This is a genomic window from Actinophytocola sediminis, from assembly GCF_054779715.1.
Genome location: NZ_BAAGXS010000058.1, coordinates 25899 through 44870, shown reverse-complemented (window position 1 = coordinate 44870; position 18972 = coordinate 25899). Strand labels below are relative to the sequence as shown.

Genomic DNA, 18972 nt, shown 5'->3' with positions numbered 1-18972 from the left:
CACGTTAACCACCCGACTGCAGACTTTCTTCCCGACCCACACACTCATAGCGTGGTTTGCGTCTCGCTGGCCGATCTAGGAGTCCCAGATGGCTGGACGCACCACGTTCCGACTCGACGAGTCCGACCTCCCGACACGGTGGTACAACATCGTGCCTGACCTGCCAGAACCCCCACCCCCACCACTACATCCGGCCACCAGGGAGCCCATCGGTCCCGCGGACCTGGCCCCCCTGTTCCCGATGGCGTTGATCGAGCAGGAAGTCAGCCGTGACCGGTATGTGCCCATCCCGGAGGAAGTGCGCGAGGTCTACCGTCTGTGGCGCCCCGCTCCGCTGATCAGGGCACATCGGTTGGAGAAGGCGTTGTCCACGCCGGCGCGGATCTACTACAAGTATGAGGGGGTCAGCCCGGTCGGCTCGCACAAACCCAATACCGCGGTGCCGCAGGCGTACTACAACGCCGCGGAGGGGGTCGGGCTGCTGACGACCGAGACCGGCGCCGGTCAGTGGGGTGGCGCGCTCGCGTTCGCCTGCGCACAGTTCGGGATCGACTGCGAGGTGTGGCAGGTTCGCGCGTCCTACGACCAGAAGCCCTACCGCAGAATGATGATGGAGACCTTCGGCGCGACCGTCCATCCGAGCCCGTCGGTGCTGACCGAGTCCGGGCGCGCGGTGCTGGCCGCACACCCGGACTCGACCGGCAGCCTCGGCATCGCGATCAGCGAGGCGGTCGAGATGGCCGCCGGCAACCCGAACGCCCGCTACGCGCTTGGCAGCGTGCTCAACCACGTGCTGATGCACCAGACCGTGATCGGCGAGGAGGCGTTGCTGCAGTTCGAGATGGCCGGCGACACCCCGGACGTGATCGTCGGCTGCACCGGCGGCGGGTCCAACTTCGGTGGCCTGGTGTTCCCGTTCCTGCGGGAGAAACTCGCCGGCCGGGGCTCACCGACGATCCGGGCGGTGGAGCCCGCCGCGTGTCCGACGTTGACCAGGGGCAGCTATACCTACGACTTCGGCGACACGGCCGGGCTGACGCCGTTGCTGAAGATGCACACCCTCGGCCACGACTTCATCCCGGACCCGATCCACGCCGGTGGGTTGCGGTATCACGGGATGGCGCCGTTGTTGTCCCACATCGTCGAGTTGGGGTTGGTCGACGCGGTGGCGATCCCGCAGAACGAGTGTTTTGCCGCCGGTGTCCGGTTTGCCAGGGCGGAGGGCATCATTCCCGCGCCGGAGCCGTCACACGCGCTGGCCGAGTGTGTGCGCGAGGCGTTGCGCTGTCGGGACAGCGGTGAGGAGAAGGTCATCCTGACCGCCCTGTGCGGGCACGCGTTCCTCGATCTCCCCGCCTACGCCAGCTATCTGGCCGGCGACATGACCGACCGCGTGCTCACCGACGACGAGATCAGCGAGGCCATGGCGACGGTTCCGCCCGACCCCGCGGCGGTCGGGGCTCAGCGGTAGAGGTGGCGGGCGATGATCTCGCGCTGGATCTCGCTCGCGCCCTCGTAGATGCGGGGGGCGCGGACCTCGCGGTAGAGGTGCTCCAGTAGGTGACCGTGTTCGAGCGCGCGGGCGCCGTGTACCTGGATCGCCACGTCCACCACCTGCTGTGCGGTCTCGGTGGCGAAGAGCTTGGCCATCGCGGACAGGTGGCCGGTGCGGCCGGTGCCCGCGTCGAAGGCGGTGGCCGCGTCGTGCACCAGCAGGCGCGCGGCGTGCAGCCTGGTGGCGACCTCCGCCAACTGGTGGGACACGGCCTGGAACTCGCGCAGCGGGCGGCCGAAGGCCGTGCGGCCCGCGGTGTGCGCGACCGCGGCGTCCAGCGCGGCCTGGCCCATGCCGACCGCGAACGCGCCGACACTGGGCCGGAACATGTCCAGGGTGCGCATCGCCACCCGCCAGCCGGCGTCGACCTCGCCGAGTGCCGCGCTCGCGGGCACCCGCACGTTGTCGAAGCGCAGCCGGCCGATCGGGTGCGGGGACACCATGGTCTGGCGGGTCCCGGTCAGTCCCGGGGTGTCGGCCGGCACGGCGAAGGCGGTGATACCGCGGGCACCCGGCTCGCCGGTGCGCGCGAACACCGAGTACACCGCCGCGTCCGGTGCGTTCGAGATGAACGCCTTCTCGCCGGTCAGCAGGTAGTCGTCGCCGTCGGGAACTCCTTGCAGGGCAAGGGACGCGGCGTCCGAGCCGGCGCCGGGCTCGCTCAGCGCGAAGCCGACCGCGATCTCGCCGGCCGCGATCGGCGGGATCCACTGCTCCACAGTGGACTGTTGGCCGGCGAGCAGGATCGGGTACGCGCCAAGACCCTGGAGCGCGAACGCGGTCTCGGCCTCCGTGCAGTGGCGCGCGAGTCCTTCGCGGATCAGGCACAGCGCCAGCGCGGAGGTCGGCCGGTAGTGGTCGCCGTCGCGGTGGAAGATCGTGCCGAGCAGGCCGTGGTCGGCCAGTGCGGTGAGCAACGACGCGTTGACCCGCCCTGGTTCGCCGGCGGCGGCGACCGGAAGCAGCGTCGTCGCGACCGTCTCGGTGTGCTCGACCAGAGTGCGATGCGCCTCGGAGAGCGTCATGCCGGGATCACCGCCGTGCCGACCAGTTCGATCATCGCGTCCTCGTCGAACAGAGCGGCCACCCCCAGCAGCGCCACCGCCGGGTACTTGCGGCCGAAGTGCTTGCGCCACACCGGTCCCAGCGCAGGCAGGGACGCCTTGTACGCCGGCACGTCGGTGGTGTAGATGACCAGCGACACCAACTGGTCCGGCGTTGCCCCGGCGGCGGTGAGCGCGGTGACCACGTTGCCGGCGGCCACGTCGAACTGCTCGGCCAGGGTGGTGCCGATGATCGCGCCGTCCTGGCCCTGCGCGGTCTGGCCGCCCAGGTACACCGTGCGTCCTGGTGCGGCGACCACCGCGTGCGCGAAGCCGACGGGCGCGGCGAGCCCCGGCGCGTTGACGATCTCGTTCACCGGCCGCTCCACTGTGGACTCCTGCCGGCCGACCACGCGGCGTAGAACTCGGCGTGGTCATCGCTTTTCATCAGCAGGGCCTGGGTCATCGCCTCCAGTTCGAGCGCGCTGCCGAGGTCCATGTCCTGCTCCCTGGTCAACAGGACCTTGGTCGTCGAGTACGCGAGCGCGGGGCCGTCGGCGAGCCGGGTGGCCAGCGCGGTGGTCTGCTCGCGGAGTTCGGCGTCCGGCACGACCCTGGTCGCCAGGCCGATCCGGTCCGCGTGCGCGGCGTCGACCTTGTCGCCGAGGATCAGCAGCTCCGTCGCCCGGCCGAGGCCGACGAGCCGGGGGAGCAGGTAGGCCGAGCCCATGTCCGCGCCGGCGAGCCCGACCTTGGTGAACAGGAACGCGAACGACGCCGACTCGGCCAACAGCCGGAAGTCGCTGGCCAGCGCGATGACCGAGCCCGCGCCGGCGGCGATCCCGTTGACCGAGGCGATCACCGGCAGCGGGCACTCGCGCAGCGCCTTCACCACCGCGCCGGTCATCCTGGTGAACTCGAGCAGCTGTGCCGGCGCCATCTTCCGCAGTTCGCCGATGATCTCCTCGACGTCACCGCCCGAGCAGAAACCCCGCCCCTCGCCGGTGATCACCACGACCCGCGCGTCGCCCCGGTGGGGCAGTTCGGCCAGCAGGTCACGCAGGTCGGCGTAGACGTCGAAGGTGAGCGCGTTCAGCTTGTCCGGCCGGTTCAACGTGATCGTCGCGACGCCACCGGCCACCGTGAGGTCGAAGTGTTTCCAGTCGCCGGTGAACCCCGGCGACGCCCGAAAAGGGCTCATGGGCTGCCCGCCTCCCCAGGTTGTGTCATGTCTGAATTCCTCCTCCGTCGAGGATGATGGTCTGGCCGTTGATCGCGCCCGCCTCCCTGGCGGCGAGGAAGGTCACCGCGAACGCGACCTCCGCCGGTTCGAGCAGCCGGCGCAGCGGCGACAGTGCCGCCAGCGCCGCCACACTGTCCTCTTCGGACTTGCCGGTGGCCTCGGCCACCGTGGCCACGCTGCGCGCGGTCATGTCGGTGCGCACGAACGCCGGGCAGACCGCGTTGGCGGTCACCCCGCTGCCCGCGACCTCGGCGGCGACCGTGCGCATCAACCCCAACGCCGCGTGCTTGGACGCGGCGTACCCGGCGGTGTACGGGGCGCCGACCAGGCCCGCGGTCGAGGCGACGGTGATGATCCGGCCGCGGTCGCGCGCCCGCATGCCGGGCAACACCGCACGGGTACACAGGAACGCGCCGGTCGCGTTCACCTCCAGCTGTGACCGCCACTGGTCGATGGTGGTCCGGTGCACCGGCGCGCTCGCCGAGATACCGGCGTTGTTGACCAGCACGTCCACCGGCAGCCCGCCGAGCACGTCGCGCACCGCGTCCTCGTTGGTGACGTCCAGATCGTCGTGGTTGAGCGCGACGACCCGGTCGCCCGCGTCGGTGAAACGCTTGGCGACCGCCGCGCCGATGCCCTTGGTGCCACCGGTGACCACGACGGTCCTCATGAGAGCGTCCGCAACGCGCGCCGGTCGAGCTTGCCGTTGGTGGTGCGCGGCAGCTCGGTAACGAACACGATCTCCTGTGGACGCTTGTGCCCGGACAGCCGCGTGCCGACGTACTCGCGCAGCGCCTGGCCGAGCTCGGTGGAGCCGGTGACCTCCGCGCGCAGCACCACGTAGGCCCTGGTGCGGACCAGACCGTCGGTCTCGTGACCGGTGACCCCGCACTCCAGGACGTCCGGGTGCCCGATCAGGCAGTGCTCGATCTCGCTTGGCGCAACCCAGATCCCGCCCACCTTCAACAGGTCGTCGGCGCGGCTGTGGTAGGTGAAGAAGCCGTCCGGGTCCTGGCTGAACAGGTCCCCGGTGTGCACGGTGTGCTGCCGGAAGGTCGCCGCAGACTTCGCCGGATCGCCGTGGTACTCGCTGGCGACCGTGCCACCGGTGACCTCCAGCGTGCCGACCTCGCCGGGCGGCACCTCGACACCGTCGTCGTCCACCACCCGCGCGCGGTAGCCGGGCACGGCCTGTCCGCAGGTGCCCCGCCGGGCGGCGCCCGGCCGATTGGAGATGTAGATGTGGTAGGCCTCCGACGAGCCGATGCCGTCGACCACCTCGACGCCGAACGTCTCGTCCCACTTGCGGTGCAGCTCCGCCGGCAGCGCCTCACCGGCCGAGGTGGTCAGCCGCAGGCAGCTCAGGTCCTGTGTGGACGCGTCGGGGTGGGCGACCATCGCGCTCATCATCGTCGGCACGTTGACCAGAATCGTCGGTCGGTGGCTGGCGATCAACTCGAAGATCCGCTCCGCTGTGGTGCGTTCGGGAAAGGCGATCCCCGCGCCGCCGACACCGAACGGGTACAGCGCGGCGAGATCCCTGGCATAGCCGAAGAACAGCTTCGGCACCGGCAGCACCACGTCGTCCTGGCTGATGTCCAGCACCCCGCGCGCGTAGTTGAGGTGGCTCAGTACCGGGCTCGCCACGGTGTGCACGCACGCCTTCGGCGCGCCGGTGCTGCCGGTGGTGAACTTCCAGATCGCCACATCGTCCTTTGTGGTCGGCGCGGGGTCGCTCCGGTCCGGTGCGGTCGCCATCCGCTCGGCCAGCCCGACCTCGCCGGCGCGCAGCTCCACCTCGCCGGCTACCAGCAACCGGTGGCGACCACCGGAGGCCGCCCGCATCCGGTCCAGCGTCACCTGGTCGACCACCACCGCGCTCGGCTGGACGTAGCCGAGGAAGTACTCGAAGTCCTTGGTCGGCAGGAAGGTGTAGACCTCGGCGGTCACCGCGCCGATCCGCTGCGCGGCGTACCAGGTGGCGACGAACTCGACGCCGTCGGACAGCGCGAGCAGCACCCGGTCGCCGGCCGAGACGCCGACCGAGCGCAGCGCGTTGGCGGTCGCGCGCACCTGCTCGGCCAACTCGGCATAGGACAGCGAGCGCTCCGGCGTGCTCAGCGCCGTGCGGTCACCGTTGCCCCGCTCGAGGTTGCGGTCGATGAAATAGGTGGCGACGTTGAGCGCGTCGGGCAGGTCGTCGTATCCGCGCATCAGCCATGCCCCACTTCCCGGATCAGCTCGACCAGTATGTCGGTCAGCGTGTCGAACGTGGACTGTCCTTCCGCGACGGTGGCGGCCGCTGGCGAGCCACAGTAGGCGCGGTCCATGCCGAGGTCGGCGAAGCTGTGGTGGCCGGCGGCCATCATCGCCGGCAGGTCGACGGTGACCTCGGGCAGCGTGCCGAGCACAGTATGGTCGACGAGCTCGGGCCGGTCGGCGAGCACGAGCGAGGTCTCGTACTGCCCGGCATGACAGGAGCCGGACCGGAACTCCTCGGTCAGCCGTTCCGCGTGGCGCCTGCGCACGAGGTCGAGATAGGCGACGCCGGCCTCCTGGGTGGCCGCGCGCAGCGCGGTCACGTGCGCCGGCTCGAAGTGGTTGTTCACCACCACGATCCGGTGCAGCCCCTGGGCGGTGAGCGACCGGGTGATGTCCAGGACCAGCGCCCTGAGCGTGTCCGCGCCGATGGACACACAACCCGGGAACGTGGCGGCGAACTCGGTGACGCCGTAGTCGATCGCGGGCAGCACGAGCACCCGCAGAGCCGGGTCGCCGGCGAGCCGCTCGGCGGCCCTGGCGCACATCCCGGCGGAGATGAGTTGGTCGGTGCCAAGGGGTGCGTGCGGTCCGTGCGGCTCGACCGCGCCGACCGGCAGCAGCAACACCGGCACCCGCCCACCGGTTGGCAACTCGGCCACCTGCGCGGAGGTCAGCTCGGCGAACGCGGTCATCGCACCGCCTCCAGGGGTGTCGGTGGCGGTTCGAACAGGCACAGGTCCGCCCGGCCGGCGGCGATGACGGTGTTCATCTCGTCCGGGGTGGTGAGGTAGCCGCCGACCAGCGTCGGCACGCCGGCCTCGCTGCGGATCCGGTCCGACAGCGTGGTCAGGTAGCCGCGCCGGTACTCCGGCCGGGAGCCCGCCGTGCTGTGGCCAGCGCGCACGTGCACCAGGTCGACCCCGTGCTCGGCCAACGCGCGGGCGTGGTCGATGCCGTCCTCGACCGTCAGCCCGCCGGGAGCCCAGTCGGTGGCCGTCAGCCGCGCGGCGAGCACCCGGTCGGCCGGCCAGGCCGCCCGCACGGCGTCCACAACCGACAGTGGGAACCGGAGCCGCTCGGTGCCGTGCACGTCGGTGCGCCGGTTGGCCAGCGGCGACAGGAAACTGGCCAGCAGGTAACCGTCGGCCAGGTCCAGTTCGAGCACGTCGAACCCCGCGGCCGCCGCCAGTCGCGCGGCCTGCACGAACTCCGTGCGCACCAGGTCCATGCCGGCCTCGGTCAGCTCAGCCGGTTCCACGCCGAAGGGCGCGTACCGCAGCGGTGACGCGGACACCAGCGGCCAGCCGGCGGCCAGCCGAACGTCCACACCGGACGACCGGACCGCGCCGCGCCGCCCGGCGTGCCCGAGCCGCAGGCCGGCGAGCGCGCCGGCCGCGTGTACCTCGGTCACCCTCGGCGCCCACGAGTCGTCCATCACCGGGCAGTCCGGCGTGGTGCGGCCCTCGGCGCCGACCGCCACCAGCCCGGTGAGCACCAGCCCGGCGCCCGCCACGGCGTCGCCGGCGTCGCCGACCCGCACGACCCGGTTGCCGATGGTCACCCCGCCCAACCGCAACGGCGCGAACATCGGCGGCGGCGCCACCGCGCCGGGCACCGCGTCGTGGCCGGCCGCGGTGGCGGCGAACCACGCGTCCAGCACCCGGATCAGCTGCGGGTCCCGCTGGGTCAGGTTCGCGTGGCTGATCCGGCCGCTGCGGGTCAACAGGTTGAACGCGAACTGGATCGGCGCCAGCCCGGTGTAGTGCCGGACCCGGCTGAAGTAGGCGGCGCTGTCGCCGCCCGCCTGCTGGATCCGTTCCACCACCGGCTGGCGTTCCAGCTCGTAGCCGACCAGCGCCTGCTCGACGCTCGCCGGGTGGGCCGTGATGCTGTTCGCCAGCTCGATCGCGTCCTCCATGGCGAGCTTGGTGCCCTGGCCGATCGAGAAGTGCGCGGTGTGCGCGGCGTCGCCGACCAGCACGACGTTCCCGTCGTGCCAGTGTTGGTTGCGCACCAGGGGGAAGTCCAGCCAGGTCGACCGGTTGGACATCAGCCGGTGGCCGGCCAGATGGGTGGCGAACAGGTGCTCGCAGAAGGCAATGCTGTCCTGTTCGGACTTCGTGTCCAGCCCGGCGCGCCGCCAGGTGTCCACCGTGGTCTCGACGATGAACGTGCTGGTGTGCTCGTCGAACGGGTAGGCGTGCACCTGGAACAGCCCGAACTCGGTCTGCTCGAAGATGAACGTGAAGGCGTCCAGCACCAGGTCGGTGCCGAACCAGACGTACTTGCACCCCTGCGGCTGGGACGTGGTGCCGAACGAGCCGGACCGGCGCAAGGTGCTGTTGGCCCCGTCGGCGGCCACCACCAGGTCCGCCGGCTCCACAGTGGACACCTCGGTGCCGAACCGCAACGTGACCCCGAGCTCGCGGGCGCGCCGCTGGAGCAGGTCGAGCAGCTGGGTCCGTTTGATCGCGGAGAACGTGTGCCCGGTGGAGCGCAGCACCTGGCCCCGGTACCGAATGTCGATCGCCGTCCAGCGCGCGAACGAGTCGGCGATCTCCAGATAGGTCGGGTGGTCCGCGTCGCGCAGCGCGCCAAGGGTCTCCTCGGAGAACACCACGCCCCAGCCGAACGTCGCGTCCGGCGCGTTGCGTTCCAGCACGGTGATCTCGTGGCGCTGGTCGGCCTTCTTCAGCAGGATCGCCAGGTACAGACCCGACGGTCCCGCGCCGACCACGGTGACGCGCACTACGAGAGCACCTCGGCCAGCCGGGCGAGGTCGTCCAGGTCGGCGACCGTCGGGTACAGGATCAGCTCGTCGCACCCCTGCGCCTCGTACCCGCGCACGTAGTCGCGCACCGCGCGCGGGGAGGTCAGGTTGCCGGCCGCGATCTTCTCCGCGAACGGGCCGGTGAACGCGTAATAGTCGCGCAGGTACGCGCTGCCCTGGTCGGGATCGCCGAAGGCGAAGTAGCCCTGACCCCACAACGTCGGTTCGCCCGGCCGTTCCAGATCCCGCCAGGCGGCGCGGGCCTTGGTCGCCGCCGAGCCGAACGCGCGCGGCGGGCCGCCGCCGTGGGCGAAACCGTCGGCGTAGCGGGCCATCCGCGCGTACGCGGCCCCGCTCGAGCCGCCGACCAGCAACTCGATCGGTTGCCTGGCGGGGCCGATCCCCGACTCGTCGAGCTGCCCGCGCAGATAGGCCAACTGTTCGGACAGCGCCGCGCCCCGGGTGCGCCGGTCGATGCTGGCGGCCGCGTAGTCGTCGCGGCGCGCGCCGACGCCGAGCCCGAGGGTGAACCGTCCATTCGAGACGGAGTCGAGCGAGACGGCCTGCTTGGCCAGCATCGCCGCGCCACGCAGCGGACCGATGGCGATGTTGGTGGCCAGCCGTACCCGTTCGGTGACCGCCGCCGCCGCGCTGAGCGCGACGAAGGGCTCGACACTGTCGTAGACCAGCCGGTCGAGTACGGCGACCGTCGAGAACGGACCCTCGTCGGCGCGCCTCGCCCACTCGACGAGCAGCGCGCCGGGAGTGCCCGGAATGGTGTTCGGAAGTCCGATGCCCACCCTCACGTGCGACACATTACGGTTGACCTCACTGACACGTCAACTATGCTCGTGACCATGTCTGACCTGCTGCGCGGCTTCGAGCCGGCTCCGCAGGGACTGGTGTTGACACTGCTCGGCACCTACCTGGAGCCCCGCGAGCGCGCCGAGGTCTGGTCCGGTGGGCTGGTGCGCCTGCTCGGCGAGTTCGGCTTCTCGCCTGGCGCGTCGCGCGTCGCGCTGAACCGGTTGGTCGCCCGCGACCTGCTCGCGCGCACGCGCGACGGGCGGCACGTGCACTACGCGCTCACCCCCCGCACCATCACCGTGCTCGCCGAGGGCGACCGGCGGATCTTCACCCTCGGCCGCGCGCCGAGCGTGGAGACCACCTGGACCGTGCTGTGGCACGCGATTCCCGAGGAGCGCCGACTGGCCCGCACCCGGCTGGTGCGCCGGTTGCGGTTCCTCGGCTTCGGCCAGGTGCAGGACGGCACCTGGCTCGCCCCGCACGACCGCGAACGGGAGGTCGCCACCCTGCTGGCCGAACACGAGGTGACCGAGTACGCCGGCGTGCTGCTCGGCCGGCCGGCCACCTCCGTGGACTTCGCCGTGTTCGTCACCAGGGTCTGGGACCTGGTCGAGTTGGCCGCGCACTACGAGTCCTTCGTGGACCGTTTCCGCCACTGCGGGGCGGTTGGCGACCGGGAGGCACTGCTGCTGCGCACCCGGCTGGTGCACACCTTCCGCGAGTTCCCGTTCCTCGACCCGGAACTGCCCGCCGACCTGGTGGCGCCGCCGCGTCACCGTGCCGAGGCGCTCGCCCTGTTCCATGATCTCTACCCGACGCTCGCCGAGCCCGCCCGGCGCTACTTCGACAGCGCGACATCGATGAGGTGACCCGTGACCGACCCCGTGACCGACCCGCTGGCCGACGAGACCGCCGCACTGACCTACACGTCCTACCTCGCGCTGGACGAGATCCTCGACGCGCAACGGCCACGCTCCGACGAGCACGACGAGCTGCTGTTCATCATCATCCACCAGGTCTACGAGCTGTGGTTCAAACAGCTGCTGCACGAGCTGACCCACCTGCAGCGCAAGCTGGAGGAGATCGACACCGCGCACTCGGTGCGCGCGCTACGGCGCACGCTCACCATCCTCAAGGTGGTCGTGGCCCAGATCGACGTGCTGGAAACCATGACCCCGCGCCAGTTCACCAGCTTCCGCGCCAGACTCGACGCGTCCAGCGGATTCCAGTCCGGGCAGTTCCGCGAGATCGAGGCCGTGCTCGGCCGCCGCGACCGGCGGGCGTTCGGCCACTATCCACAGGGGAGCGTGGCGCGGGAGCGGATCACCTCGGTGATGGCCGGCCGGTCGGTGTTCGACTCGTTCCTGCACTACCTCGCCGGCAGCGGCTACCCGGTGCCCGCCGAGCACCTCGAACGCGACGTGCGCGAGACCTGGAAGCCCGCCGAGGACGTGCAGCGGATTCTCGTGCAGGTCTACCACGACGACGCCGGACCATCCACAGTGGCTGATCTGCTCGTCGACCTCGACGAGGGCCTGCAGGAGTGGCGCTACCGGCACGTGAAGATGGTCGAGCGTACCATCGGCGGCAAGCCGGGCACCGGCGGCTCGGCCGGCGCGGCCTACCTGCGCTCCACCCTGTTCCACGCCGTGTTCCCCGACCTGTGGGCCGTAAGGAGCGAGCTATGACCACAGTGGACTCCCTGCGCCGGTCGCCGAACGCGCTCGCCGGGCACTACACCCGGTTCCGGGTCGCCGACCGGTTGCTGCTGACCGGCCACTCCCACCAGGCCTGGCCGGACGTCGCCATGGAGGGCCAGCTCGAGGCGTTCACCGACGCCGCCGAAGCCGTGGACCGCAAGTGGGACCTGGCGTTCGCCAAGGCCCAGCGGGTCCGCGCCGGGTTCGCCGCCCTGCTCGACGACCCGGCCGCGGACATCGCCCTCGGCGGGTCGACCCACGAGCTGGTCATCCGCTTTCTGTCCGCTGTGGACCTCCGCCGCCGCCCGAGGCTGCTGACCTCCGACGGCGAGTTCCACACCCTGCGCCGCCAACTCGCCAGACTGGCCGAGGAAGGCGTCGAGGTCGTGCGGCTGCCGTCGGCGCCGGCCGACACCCTCGCCGAACGCCTCGCGTCCGCTGTGGACGATCGGACGGCCGCGGTGCTGGTGTCCTCGGTGCTGTTCGGCACCTCGCGGACGGTGCCCAACCTCGGCACGCTCGCGGCCGCGTGCGCGCGCGTCGGCGCGGAGTTGTTGGTGGACGCCTACCACGCGCTCGGTGTGCTGCCGATGTCGTTGCCGGAACAGGGGTTGACCGGCGCCTGGGTCACCGGCGGCGGCTACAAGTACCTCCAACTGGGCGAGGGCAACTGTTTCCTTCGCCTGCCAGCCCACGCCGCGTCGCTGCGACCAGTGGTCACCGGCTGGTTCGCCGAGTTCGACGAGCTCGCGGCCACCTCGGCCGGCCTGGTCGGCTACGCGCCGGGCGGGGACCGGTTCGCCGGCGCCACCTACGACCCGACCAGCCACTACCGGGCCGCGCGGGTACTGGAGTTCTTCGCCGAACAGGGACTGACCCCGGCGTTCCTGCGCGCGGTGTCACTGCATCAGACCACGTTGCTCGCCGAGCGGTTCGACGCCATCGACGCGTCGCCCGCGGTGGTCACCCGCGACCGGTCCGCGCCCCGCGAGGCCTACGGGGGCTTTCTCGCGCTGCGTTCGCCGAGGGCCGGGGAACTGCACCGCGAGCTGGCCGAGCGTGGCGTGCTGACCGACAGCCGGGGGGAGTACCTGCGGTTCGGTCCGGCCCCGTACCTGTCGGACGAGCAGCTCGAACAGGCGATGGCCACGCTCGGCGAGCTCGTCGGTTAGTCGCCGGTCAGTAGCTGACCACCTTCCCGGTGTCGGCGAGCATCCCGGTGAAGCCGCTGCGATAGAGCGACTGCACCTGGCTGCGCTCGGTGCTGTTGGGGTTCGGGTTGGTGCAGGAGACGCCGGCGGAGCTGCCGGACATCAGGCTCGTGCACGGCCCGGGTTTCCGGTCGGGCAGGCCAAGGGTGTGGCCGAACTCGTGTGCGGCGATGCGCACCACCGAGTAGCCCTCGTCGACGGCCTGGCGGCCCATCCAGACCGTGCCGCTGCCGCCGGGCCGGACCGGGCCGAGGGTGGCGCGCGGCCACCCGTCGTCGGCGATCACCCGCACGTCGGCGCGGGCGCCGGGCGCGGCCCGGACGATCTGCACGTTGGTCACCGAGGCGTTCCAGATGGCGACACCCTCCGCGACCGCGTCCACGAACTCGGCCGCCTGGCTGTCGTTGTAGGTGATGGTGACGGCAGCCACGCCGACGTCCGCGGTCGCTTTCGGCGCCGTGAAGGCCGTGGCGGCCACCGTGGCGACGAGAGCCAGCGCGAACGCGAGCAGGGTGATGACTGTGCGTCTGATCATCGTTACCTCCTGTTATTGCCCTCGATCGGATGCTAGGCCGCAGGTCAGGAGCTTGAGATCCGCTGTTAGTGGGGTGTGGCGGGTTCACCAGTTGCCAGGTACCGATCCCGAGGACTGCTCGAGGATCACACCAGGCACAATGGAGAGGGGTTGGCGGGACGGAGGAGAACCGTGGTGGTTGAGGGCGAGCTACGCGGCGTGATCGCGCTGGACGGCCCGTCGGGCACCGGGAAGTCCACGGTGGCGCGCAGGTTGGCGACGGTGCTCGGCGCCGGCTACCTGGACACCGGCGCGATGTACCGCACGGTGACGCTGGCCGTGCTGCGCGCCGGCGTCGACCCGCACGACCCGGCGGCCGTAGGCCGGGTCGCCGAGGACGTCGATCTGCGGATCGGCACCGACCCGCAGGACCAGGACGTCGCGCTGGGCGAGGAGTCGGTGGACGTCGAGATCCGCGGCCAGGCGGTGACCCTGGCGGTGTCCGCGGTGTCGGCTGTGCCGAGGGTGCGTGAGCTGCTCAGGCTGCGGCAGTGGGAGATCATCGAGAGCGTGTGCGCCGGCCAGGGTGGCGTCGTGGTCGAAGGACGCGACATCGGGACCGCGATCGCCCCGGACGCCCCGCTGAAGGTCTACCTAACCGCGTCGGCCGACGCCAGGGCGCTGCGCCGGACCACCCAGGACGCCGCCGAGGGCAGGCAGTCCACGCTGGCGGCGACGCTGGCCGATGTCGAGCGCCGGGACGGACTCGACTCCTCGCGAGCGGCCTCGCCGCTGCAGCCAGCCGATGACGCGGTGTGGTTGGACACGACGGATCTGGACATCGACGGCGTGCTGGACCGGATCCTCGGCCTGGTCAACGAGCGCGGCCTGCGCGGGGTGGCGGCCGGCCGCGGTCGGTGGTGACGAACCACCTGCCGGCTGGCGCGATCCCCTGGCTGCACGATCTGGGTCGATGGATCGCGCGCTGGTTACACCGGCCGACCTACCGAATCAGGGTGATCGGTGCCGGGCGGGTGCCGAGGACCGGGCCGGTGGTGCTGGTGGCCAACCACAGTTCGTTGGTCGATCCGCAGGTGATCTTCGGAATGCTGCCGCGCCGTTCGGTGTTCCTGGTGAAGAGTGAGCTGTTCACGGGGCCGCTGGGGAGTGCGTTTCGCTGGATCGGCCAGGTGCCGGTGACCAGGGGGAGCCCCGACCGGACGGCGTTGACGACGGCCGTGCGATTGCTCGCCGATGGCGGGTTGGTCGGCGTTTTTCCGGAAGGCACCAGGGGATCGGGTGATGTGGAGCGGGCTGAGCAGGGTGCCGCGTGGTTGGTCAGGATGACCGGCGCGATGGTTGTGCCGGTGGTGACCAGGGGGACCAGGCGGCCGGCCGGGAGTCGTAGACGGTTCCGCCCTAAGCTGGACGTACTGGTTGGTGAGCCGTTCGAGTTGGTTGTGCGTCGTGGACGGAGCGGCCTGACCGAGGCGACCGAGGCGATCCGCCTGCGCCTGGCCGACCTGGTGCGGGAGTTGGACGAGCAGCGCGCCGCCGCTGTGTGATGAGAAATGACGGACATGACTGAGCTGGATGGCACCTGGGCCGAGGAGTCCGACTGGACTGCCGTTGACGAGGAGTTCGGCCACCCCGATGGGGATGGTGGCCAGCCTCCGCAACCGGTACTGGCCGTGGTGGGCAGGCCCAACGTCGGCAAGTCGACGCTGGTGAACCGCATCATCGGCCGCCGAGAAGCGGTCGTACAGGACAAACCGGGCGTGACCCGGGACCGCGTGGCCTACGACGCGCTGTGGTCGGGCCGCCGGTTCACCGTGGTGGACACCGGCGGCTGGGACCCGAAGGCCGAGGGCCTGCAGGCGTCGGTCACCGAACAGGCCGAACTGGCCATGATGACCGCCGACGCGGTGCTCCTGGTCGTGGACGCCACGGTAGGCGCGACCGCCACCGACGAGGCGGCCGCCAGAGTCCTCCGCAGGGCGAAACAACCGGTCCTGCTGGCCGCCAACAAGGTCGACGACGACCGCCTGCTGGCCGACACCGCGTCCCTGTGGTCCCTCGGCCTAGGCGAACCGCACCCGGTCAGCGCGCTGCATGGAAGAAGCTCCGGCGACCTGCTCGACGCGGTGCTCCACGCCCTCCCCGAGACCCCCCGAGAGAGCTTCGGTGAGGCCCGCGGCCCACGCCGAGTAGCGCTGGTAGGCAAACCGAACGTCGGCAAAAGCAGCCTGCTCAACCGCCTGACCGGGGAGAATCGTGCGGTCGTCGATGCCGTAGCCGGCACCACCGTCGACCCGGTCGACTCCCTGGTGGAACTGGACGGCGAGATGTGGCGGTTCGTCGACACGGCTGGCCTGCGCAAGCGGGTCAAGACCGCCAGCGGGATGGAGTACTACGCGTCGCTGCGGACCAGGGCCGCGATCGAGTCGGCGGAGGTGGCGATCGTGCTGCTGGACGCCGCCGACCCCATCTCGGAGCAGGACCTACGCGTCCTGACGATGGTGGTGGACGCCGGCCGGGCGTGCGTGCTCGCGCTCAACAAATGGGACCTGGTCGACGAGGACCGACGCCACCAGCTGACCCGCGAACTGGAACGAGGTCTGGTGCGCCTGCCGTGGGCGGAGCGGATCAACGTGTCGGCGCTGACCGGTCGGTCGGTGCGCAAGTTGGCGCCGGCACTGCGGACCGCGCTGACCTCGTGGGACCAGCGGGTGCCGACGGGGCAGCTGAACGCGTGGCTGGCGGAACTGATCGCCGCGACGCCGCCGCCGGTGCGGTCGGGTAAGCAGCCGAAGGTGCTGTTCGCGACGCAGGCCCAGACGCGGCCGCCGACGTTGGTGCTGTTCACCAGCGGGTTCCTGGAGGCGGGGTACCGGCGGTTCATCGAACGGCGGTTCCGGGAGAGGTTCGGGTTCGTGGGGACTCCGGTGCGGATCTCGGTGCGGGTTCGTGAGAAGCGACCCCGGAAGAGTTGATCTGGAGACTGCGCTAAGCTTGGTGCGCACCTGCGGATGATGGTGGGTGTGGCCGGGCTGTGGCGCAGTTTGGTAGCGCACTTGACTGGGGGTCAAGGGGTCGCAGGTTCGAATCCTGTCAGCCCGACGGCAGTTGAGGGCCCGCTGGTTCTGGATGTTTGTCCAGGTCAGCGGGCCTTTTTGCTGTCCAGATGTTGATCTTGCCGGATTGTCCATTGTGGTCTAGATGGAGATCAACAAGGGGTAGAAGGAGAAAATAAGGAGTCGATCATGGTCGGGCTTTGACCGACGGCCATGTGGGGTCGCCTTCCGGGTTCTCCTCCGCCATCGGTTCCCAACGGGTGTCATCCGCGGTGGATCGCTGCTGGTGCGGGTCCTGTCGTGGTCGGTTGATGGCGTTTGTGTCCGGCTGACGGCGGTGTGAGCGGGGTGACGCTCGGTGTGGGTGGCTGGGGTGCGGTTCGGTCGGTTCATCGCGGCAGATTGCCTGCGAAAGACCCTGTGTCGGTGAGGTGGCGGATGCGGAACGGCCGCCACCTCCCTAAGGGGAGGCGGCGGCCGTGTGCCGGGGTGTTTCAGGCGGTCAGGTCGATCGCCGGGGTGGTTGTGGCGGGTAGCGCGAGCCGGGTAAGTCGTTCTGCGCGGTGTTCGGTGCCCGGTGTGGCGGTGCCGGTGAGGGTGTGGAGCGCGGTGGTCCAGCGGTGTTGGAGTGCGTTGATGAGGCGTGTTTCGATTTCGGGGGCGACGTGGGAGTAGATGTGTTCGATTTTGTCGGGGATGCGGTGGCCTAGCCTGCGGGCTTGGGCGACGTCGGGGATGCCGTCGGCGATGAGCCAGGTTTTGTGGCTGTGTCGGAATCCGTGGAAGACCAGTCCGGGGGCGAGGGGGTGGACGCGGGTGCGGGGTCGGGTGCGGTGTTGGTTGCCGTCGGCGGCTGGGCGCATGGCGCGGCGGGCGAAGTTCGACCGCCGCAGTAGCTCCTGATCGCTGGTGACGAATACGTGTGGGTGTTGGTGGCTGTTCAGATGTGTCCGCAGTAGTGCGACCAGGAAGGGTGGGAGGGTGATGGTGCGGGCGGACTCGGCGGTTTTGGGTGGTCCGAGTTCGAGTCGCCCGTTCACTTCGTGCAGCGCCCCGGTGTGTCGGTCGATGACGATGGTGGCGTTGTCGAGATGGGTGTTGCGTCGTTGGAGTCCGGCGAGTTCACCCCACCGGGCGCCGGTCCACGCGGCGGTGATCATCAGCACGGCCGCCCAGTCCCCGACGAGCGCGGCGGCTTGCGCGGCGACGGCGAGGGTTTGTTCGGGGGTGGCCCAGATGCGTTCGGTGCGGATTTCGTGGCGGCGTTTGCCGCGGCGTCGGGGTTGGATGGGGTTGACCGGGATGAGGCGTTCGTCGGCGGCGTCGGCCAGCATCATGGACATGACCTTCGTGATGGTGGTGACGGTCGCGAGCGCGTAGCCGTCGGCGCGGAGTTTCTTGGCCCAGGTGTGCACCGCGAGTCCGGAGGTTCCGTCCAGCCGGGTGTCGCCCCACCGCGCGAGGATGTGGTTCTTTACCAGGCTGCGGTACTGGGCTTCGGTGGTGGCGGCGACGTCGATGGCGTCGAACCAGGCGATCGACCATTCCGCCATCGTCAGTTTCCCGCCGTCCGGGTCCAGGAACTGTCCTCGCCGTCGGTCGGCTTCGATCTCGGTGGCTTTGTTCTCCGCCGCGGTTTTGGAGGTGAATCCGGAGATGGTGCCGAAACCGCCGTCGTCTTTGGTGAACCGCACTCGCCAGAGTTTCTTCCCGCTCTTCTCAACAAATGCCATGAATGAACACCTTCATCTCGATGTGTGCGCAGTTGATTGACGGACATATGGACGCTCCATGTCCGTCAATTGTCAAGCGGGAATTGCAAAGAGCTCGCGCGCGTGTGAGAGTTCTTTTGTGTGTAGTAAAAGAGTGTTCATGGGAAGTGTCGAGATGGTGTCGTGCTGTTCTCGGCGATTGTCTCGATATCCGCGCGGGAGAACCGCAGGTGCTTGCCGACGGACCGGCACGGCACCGCGCGCGCGGCGGCTTTGCGCCGCAGCCAGGAGGGGCGTATCTGCAACAGGTCGGCTGCTTGCTCGGGGGTATACAGAAGGGGCTCCGCACGGGCAGGGACCTGACCGGTGGTGGACCGGCCGGCAGCTGGAGCGACGAGTTCGTCGGACGGGCAGACGGGGCGAGGTCGGGTGATGCCTCTCCGTGACCGCTGCGCCGAGAGGTGATCGTGGGTGGCAGCGGTGGTGGCAGGAGCATGATCGAGCGCAGTCGGCGTGGTCGGGCTCGCCTGCGGACCTGGATCGGATTCGCCTGCCGGGCGCGGGTGATCCGGGTGGTGTGGGGCTGGGCGTCCACGGTGGACGCGACCTGGGTAACTCATCGGGATGCCTCCGAGCAGTTTGAGATAGCGGTGACACCCCTGAACTCCGAAAAACAGGCCCGTTGGGGACAGCTCACAGACACTTTTCTCTCCGTAACCAGCCTCCGTCCGCAGCGTGACGGACATGCCCAGCCACACCTCGTGCGTCGGCTGCCCCAAGACGACGTCGCTGGAACTCGTTACCACGAGCCCGCCCGGCTCACAGGAGCGCACACGTCCCAGCGTGACCGACAGCCACAAGACCACTTCTCGTCCAGACCACCGATCGACCAGACAACCCGCTGGTTAAGAGCCAACGGTCGGGGGTGCCGGCGGGTGCCGCGAGGTGTCGGTCTGTGCCGTTTTGGCAGGTAACTGGCATTCGACTATGCCGCCTGATGTCACCGCGTGCCGGGTTCGTTCGCCGCCGCGGAGCGCCCACGGAGCACCCATCTACGGTGGCAGAACACGGGTCCGCGGCC

At 70.1% G+C, this 18972-nt stretch carries 18 protein-coding genes and 1 tRNA gene; 8 read left to right on the top strand and 11 right to left on the bottom strand.

The genetic code is table 11. The features are described from left to right. Positions 1 to 88: 88 nt before the first annotated feature. A complete protein-coding gene (locus tag ACYVIP_RS29310; RefSeq protein ID WP_460402096.1) occupies positions 89 to 1471 on the top strand; it encodes a TrpB-like pyridoxal phosphate-dependent enzyme in 1383 nt (460 codons plus the stop codon). On the opposite strand, the gene ACYVIP_RS29305 is transcribed toward ACYVIP_RS29310, so the two are convergent. From ACYVIP_RS29305 to ACYVIP_RS29270, 8 genes are read right to left on the bottom strand one after another with little or no spacing between them, the layout of a single operon-like run. Continuing rightward, entirely contained in the window at positions 1462 to 2580 is a 1119-nt protein-coding gene (locus ACYVIP_RS29305) for an acyl-CoA dehydrogenase family protein (protein ID WP_460402094.1), read from the bottom strand. The two genes, ACYVIP_RS29310 and ACYVIP_RS29305, sit on opposite strands and share 10 nt — an antisense overlap. Next, on the bottom strand, positions 2577 to 2975 hold the full coding sequence (locus ACYVIP_RS29300) for a RidA family protein (protein ID WP_460402092.1): 399 nt from the start codon (positions 2973 to 2975) through the stop codon (positions 2577 to 2579). Before ACYVIP_RS29300 ends, ACYVIP_RS29305 begins: the two co-directional genes overlap by 4 nt. Then, positions 2972 to 3799, bottom strand: coding sequence for an enoyl-CoA hydratase family protein (locus ACYVIP_RS29295; protein ID WP_460402090.1), 828 nt, complete (start codon positions 3797 to 3799; stop codon positions 2972 to 2974). The genes ACYVIP_RS29300 and ACYVIP_RS29295 overlap by 4 nt, the downstream gene beginning before the upstream one ends. 25 nt (positions 3800 to 3824) lie before the next feature. After that, positions 3825 to 4511 (bottom strand): SDR family NAD(P)-dependent oxidoreductase, encoded by a 687-nt coding sequence (locus ACYVIP_RS29290; RefSeq protein ID WP_460402088.1) that lies wholly within the window; start codon positions 4509 to 4511, stop codon positions 3825 to 3827. Further along, on the bottom strand, positions 4508 to 6055 hold the full coding sequence (locus ACYVIP_RS29285) for a benzoate-CoA ligase family protein (RefSeq protein ID WP_460402086.1): 1548 nt from the start codon (positions 6053 to 6055) through the stop codon (positions 4508 to 4510). Before ACYVIP_RS29285 ends, ACYVIP_RS29290 begins: the two co-directional genes overlap by 4 nt. Continuing rightward, positions 6055 to 6795, bottom strand: a complete 741-nt coding sequence (locus tag ACYVIP_RS29280; protein ID WP_460402084.1) for a creatininase family protein — start codon at positions 6793 to 6795, stop codon at positions 6055 to 6057. Before ACYVIP_RS29280 ends, ACYVIP_RS29285 begins: the two co-directional genes overlap by 1 nt. Beyond that, on the bottom strand, positions 6792 to 8852 hold the full coding sequence (locus tag ACYVIP_RS29275) for an oxidoreductase (RefSeq protein WP_460402082.1): 2061 nt from the start codon (positions 8850 to 8852) through the stop codon (positions 6792 to 6794). Before ACYVIP_RS29275 ends, ACYVIP_RS29280 begins: the two co-directional genes overlap by 4 nt. After that, entirely contained in the window at positions 8852 to 9679 is an 828-nt protein-coding gene (locus tag ACYVIP_RS29270; protein WP_460402080.1) for an LLM class flavin-dependent oxidoreductase, read from the bottom strand. The genes ACYVIP_RS29275 and ACYVIP_RS29270 overlap by 1 nt, the downstream gene beginning before the upstream one ends. 51 nt (positions 9680 to 9730) lie before the next feature. Between ACYVIP_RS29270 and ACYVIP_RS29265 the strand changes: the two genes are divergently transcribed. From ACYVIP_RS29265 to ACYVIP_RS29255, 3 genes are read left to right on the top strand one after another with little or no spacing between them, the layout of a single operon-like run. Beyond that, positions 9731 to 10549 (top strand): PaaX family transcriptional regulator, encoded by an 819-nt coding sequence (locus tag ACYVIP_RS29265; protein ID WP_460402078.1) that lies wholly within the window; start codon positions 9731 to 9733, stop codon positions 10547 to 10549. A gap of 27 nt (positions 10550 to 10576) precedes the next feature. Further along, positions 10577 to 11368 carry a tryptophan 2,3-dioxygenase gene (locus ACYVIP_RS29260; protein WP_460402135.1) on the top strand — a complete coding sequence of 264 codons (792 nt, stop codon included), beginning with the start codon at positions 10577 to 10579 and terminating at the stop codon, positions 11366 to 11368. After that, entirely contained in the window at positions 11365 to 12552 is a 1188-nt protein-coding gene (locus ACYVIP_RS29255; protein ID WP_460402076.1) for a kynureninase/PvdN C-terminal domain-containing protein, read from the top strand. The genes ACYVIP_RS29260 and ACYVIP_RS29255 overlap by 4 nt, the downstream gene beginning before the upstream one ends. Positions 12553 to 12559: 7 nt before the next feature. Here the strand turns inward: ACYVIP_RS29255 and ACYVIP_RS29250 are convergent, their stop codons facing one another. Then, complete coding sequence (locus ACYVIP_RS29250) at positions 12560 to 13126, bottom strand: snapalysin family zinc-dependent metalloprotease (RefSeq protein ID WP_460402074.1); 567 nt, start codon at positions 13124 to 13126, stop codon at positions 12560 to 12562. A gap of 174 nt (positions 13127 to 13300) precedes the next feature. On the opposite strand from ACYVIP_RS29250, the gene cmk reads away from it, so the two are divergent. From cmk to ACYVIP_RS29230, 4 genes are all read left to right on the top strand, one after another. Then, positions 13301 to 14029 carry a (d)CMP kinase gene (gene cmk / locus ACYVIP_RS29245; protein ID WP_460402072.1) on the top strand — a complete coding sequence of 243 codons (729 nt, stop codon included), beginning with the start codon at positions 13301 to 13303 and terminating at the stop codon, positions 14027 to 14029. Next, a complete protein-coding gene (locus ACYVIP_RS29240) occupies positions 14026 to 14670 on the top strand; it encodes a lysophospholipid acyltransferase family protein (protein ID WP_460402070.1) in 645 nt (214 codons plus the stop codon). The genes cmk and ACYVIP_RS29240 overlap by 4 nt, the downstream gene beginning before the upstream one ends. Before the next feature lie 15 nt (positions 14671 to 14685). Continuing rightward, positions 14686 to 16098 (top strand): ribosome biogenesis GTPase Der, encoded by a 1413-nt coding sequence (gene der / locus ACYVIP_RS29235; protein WP_460402068.1) that lies wholly within the window; start codon positions 14686 to 14688, stop codon positions 16096 to 16098. Between the two features lie 53 nt (positions 16099 to 16151). Beyond that, positions 16152 to 16225: transfer RNA gene (locus ACYVIP_RS29230), tRNA-Pro, on the top strand. 448 nt (positions 16226 to 16673) lie between these two features. Here the strand turns inward: ACYVIP_RS29230 and ACYVIP_RS29225 are convergent. Both ACYVIP_RS29225 and ACYVIP_RS29220 read right to left on the bottom strand, forming a co-directional pair. Beyond that, positions 16674 to 17912 (bottom strand): tyrosine-type recombinase/integrase, encoded by a 1239-nt coding sequence (locus ACYVIP_RS29225; protein WP_460402066.1) that lies wholly within the window; start codon positions 17910 to 17912, stop codon positions 16674 to 16676. A gap of 137 nt (positions 17913 to 18049) precedes the next feature. Then, positions 18050 to 18511, bottom strand: a complete 462-nt coding sequence (locus tag ACYVIP_RS29220; protein ID WP_460402133.1) for a helix-turn-helix domain-containing protein — start codon at positions 18509 to 18511, stop codon at positions 18050 to 18052. Positions 18512 to 18972 lie beyond the last annotated feature (461 nt).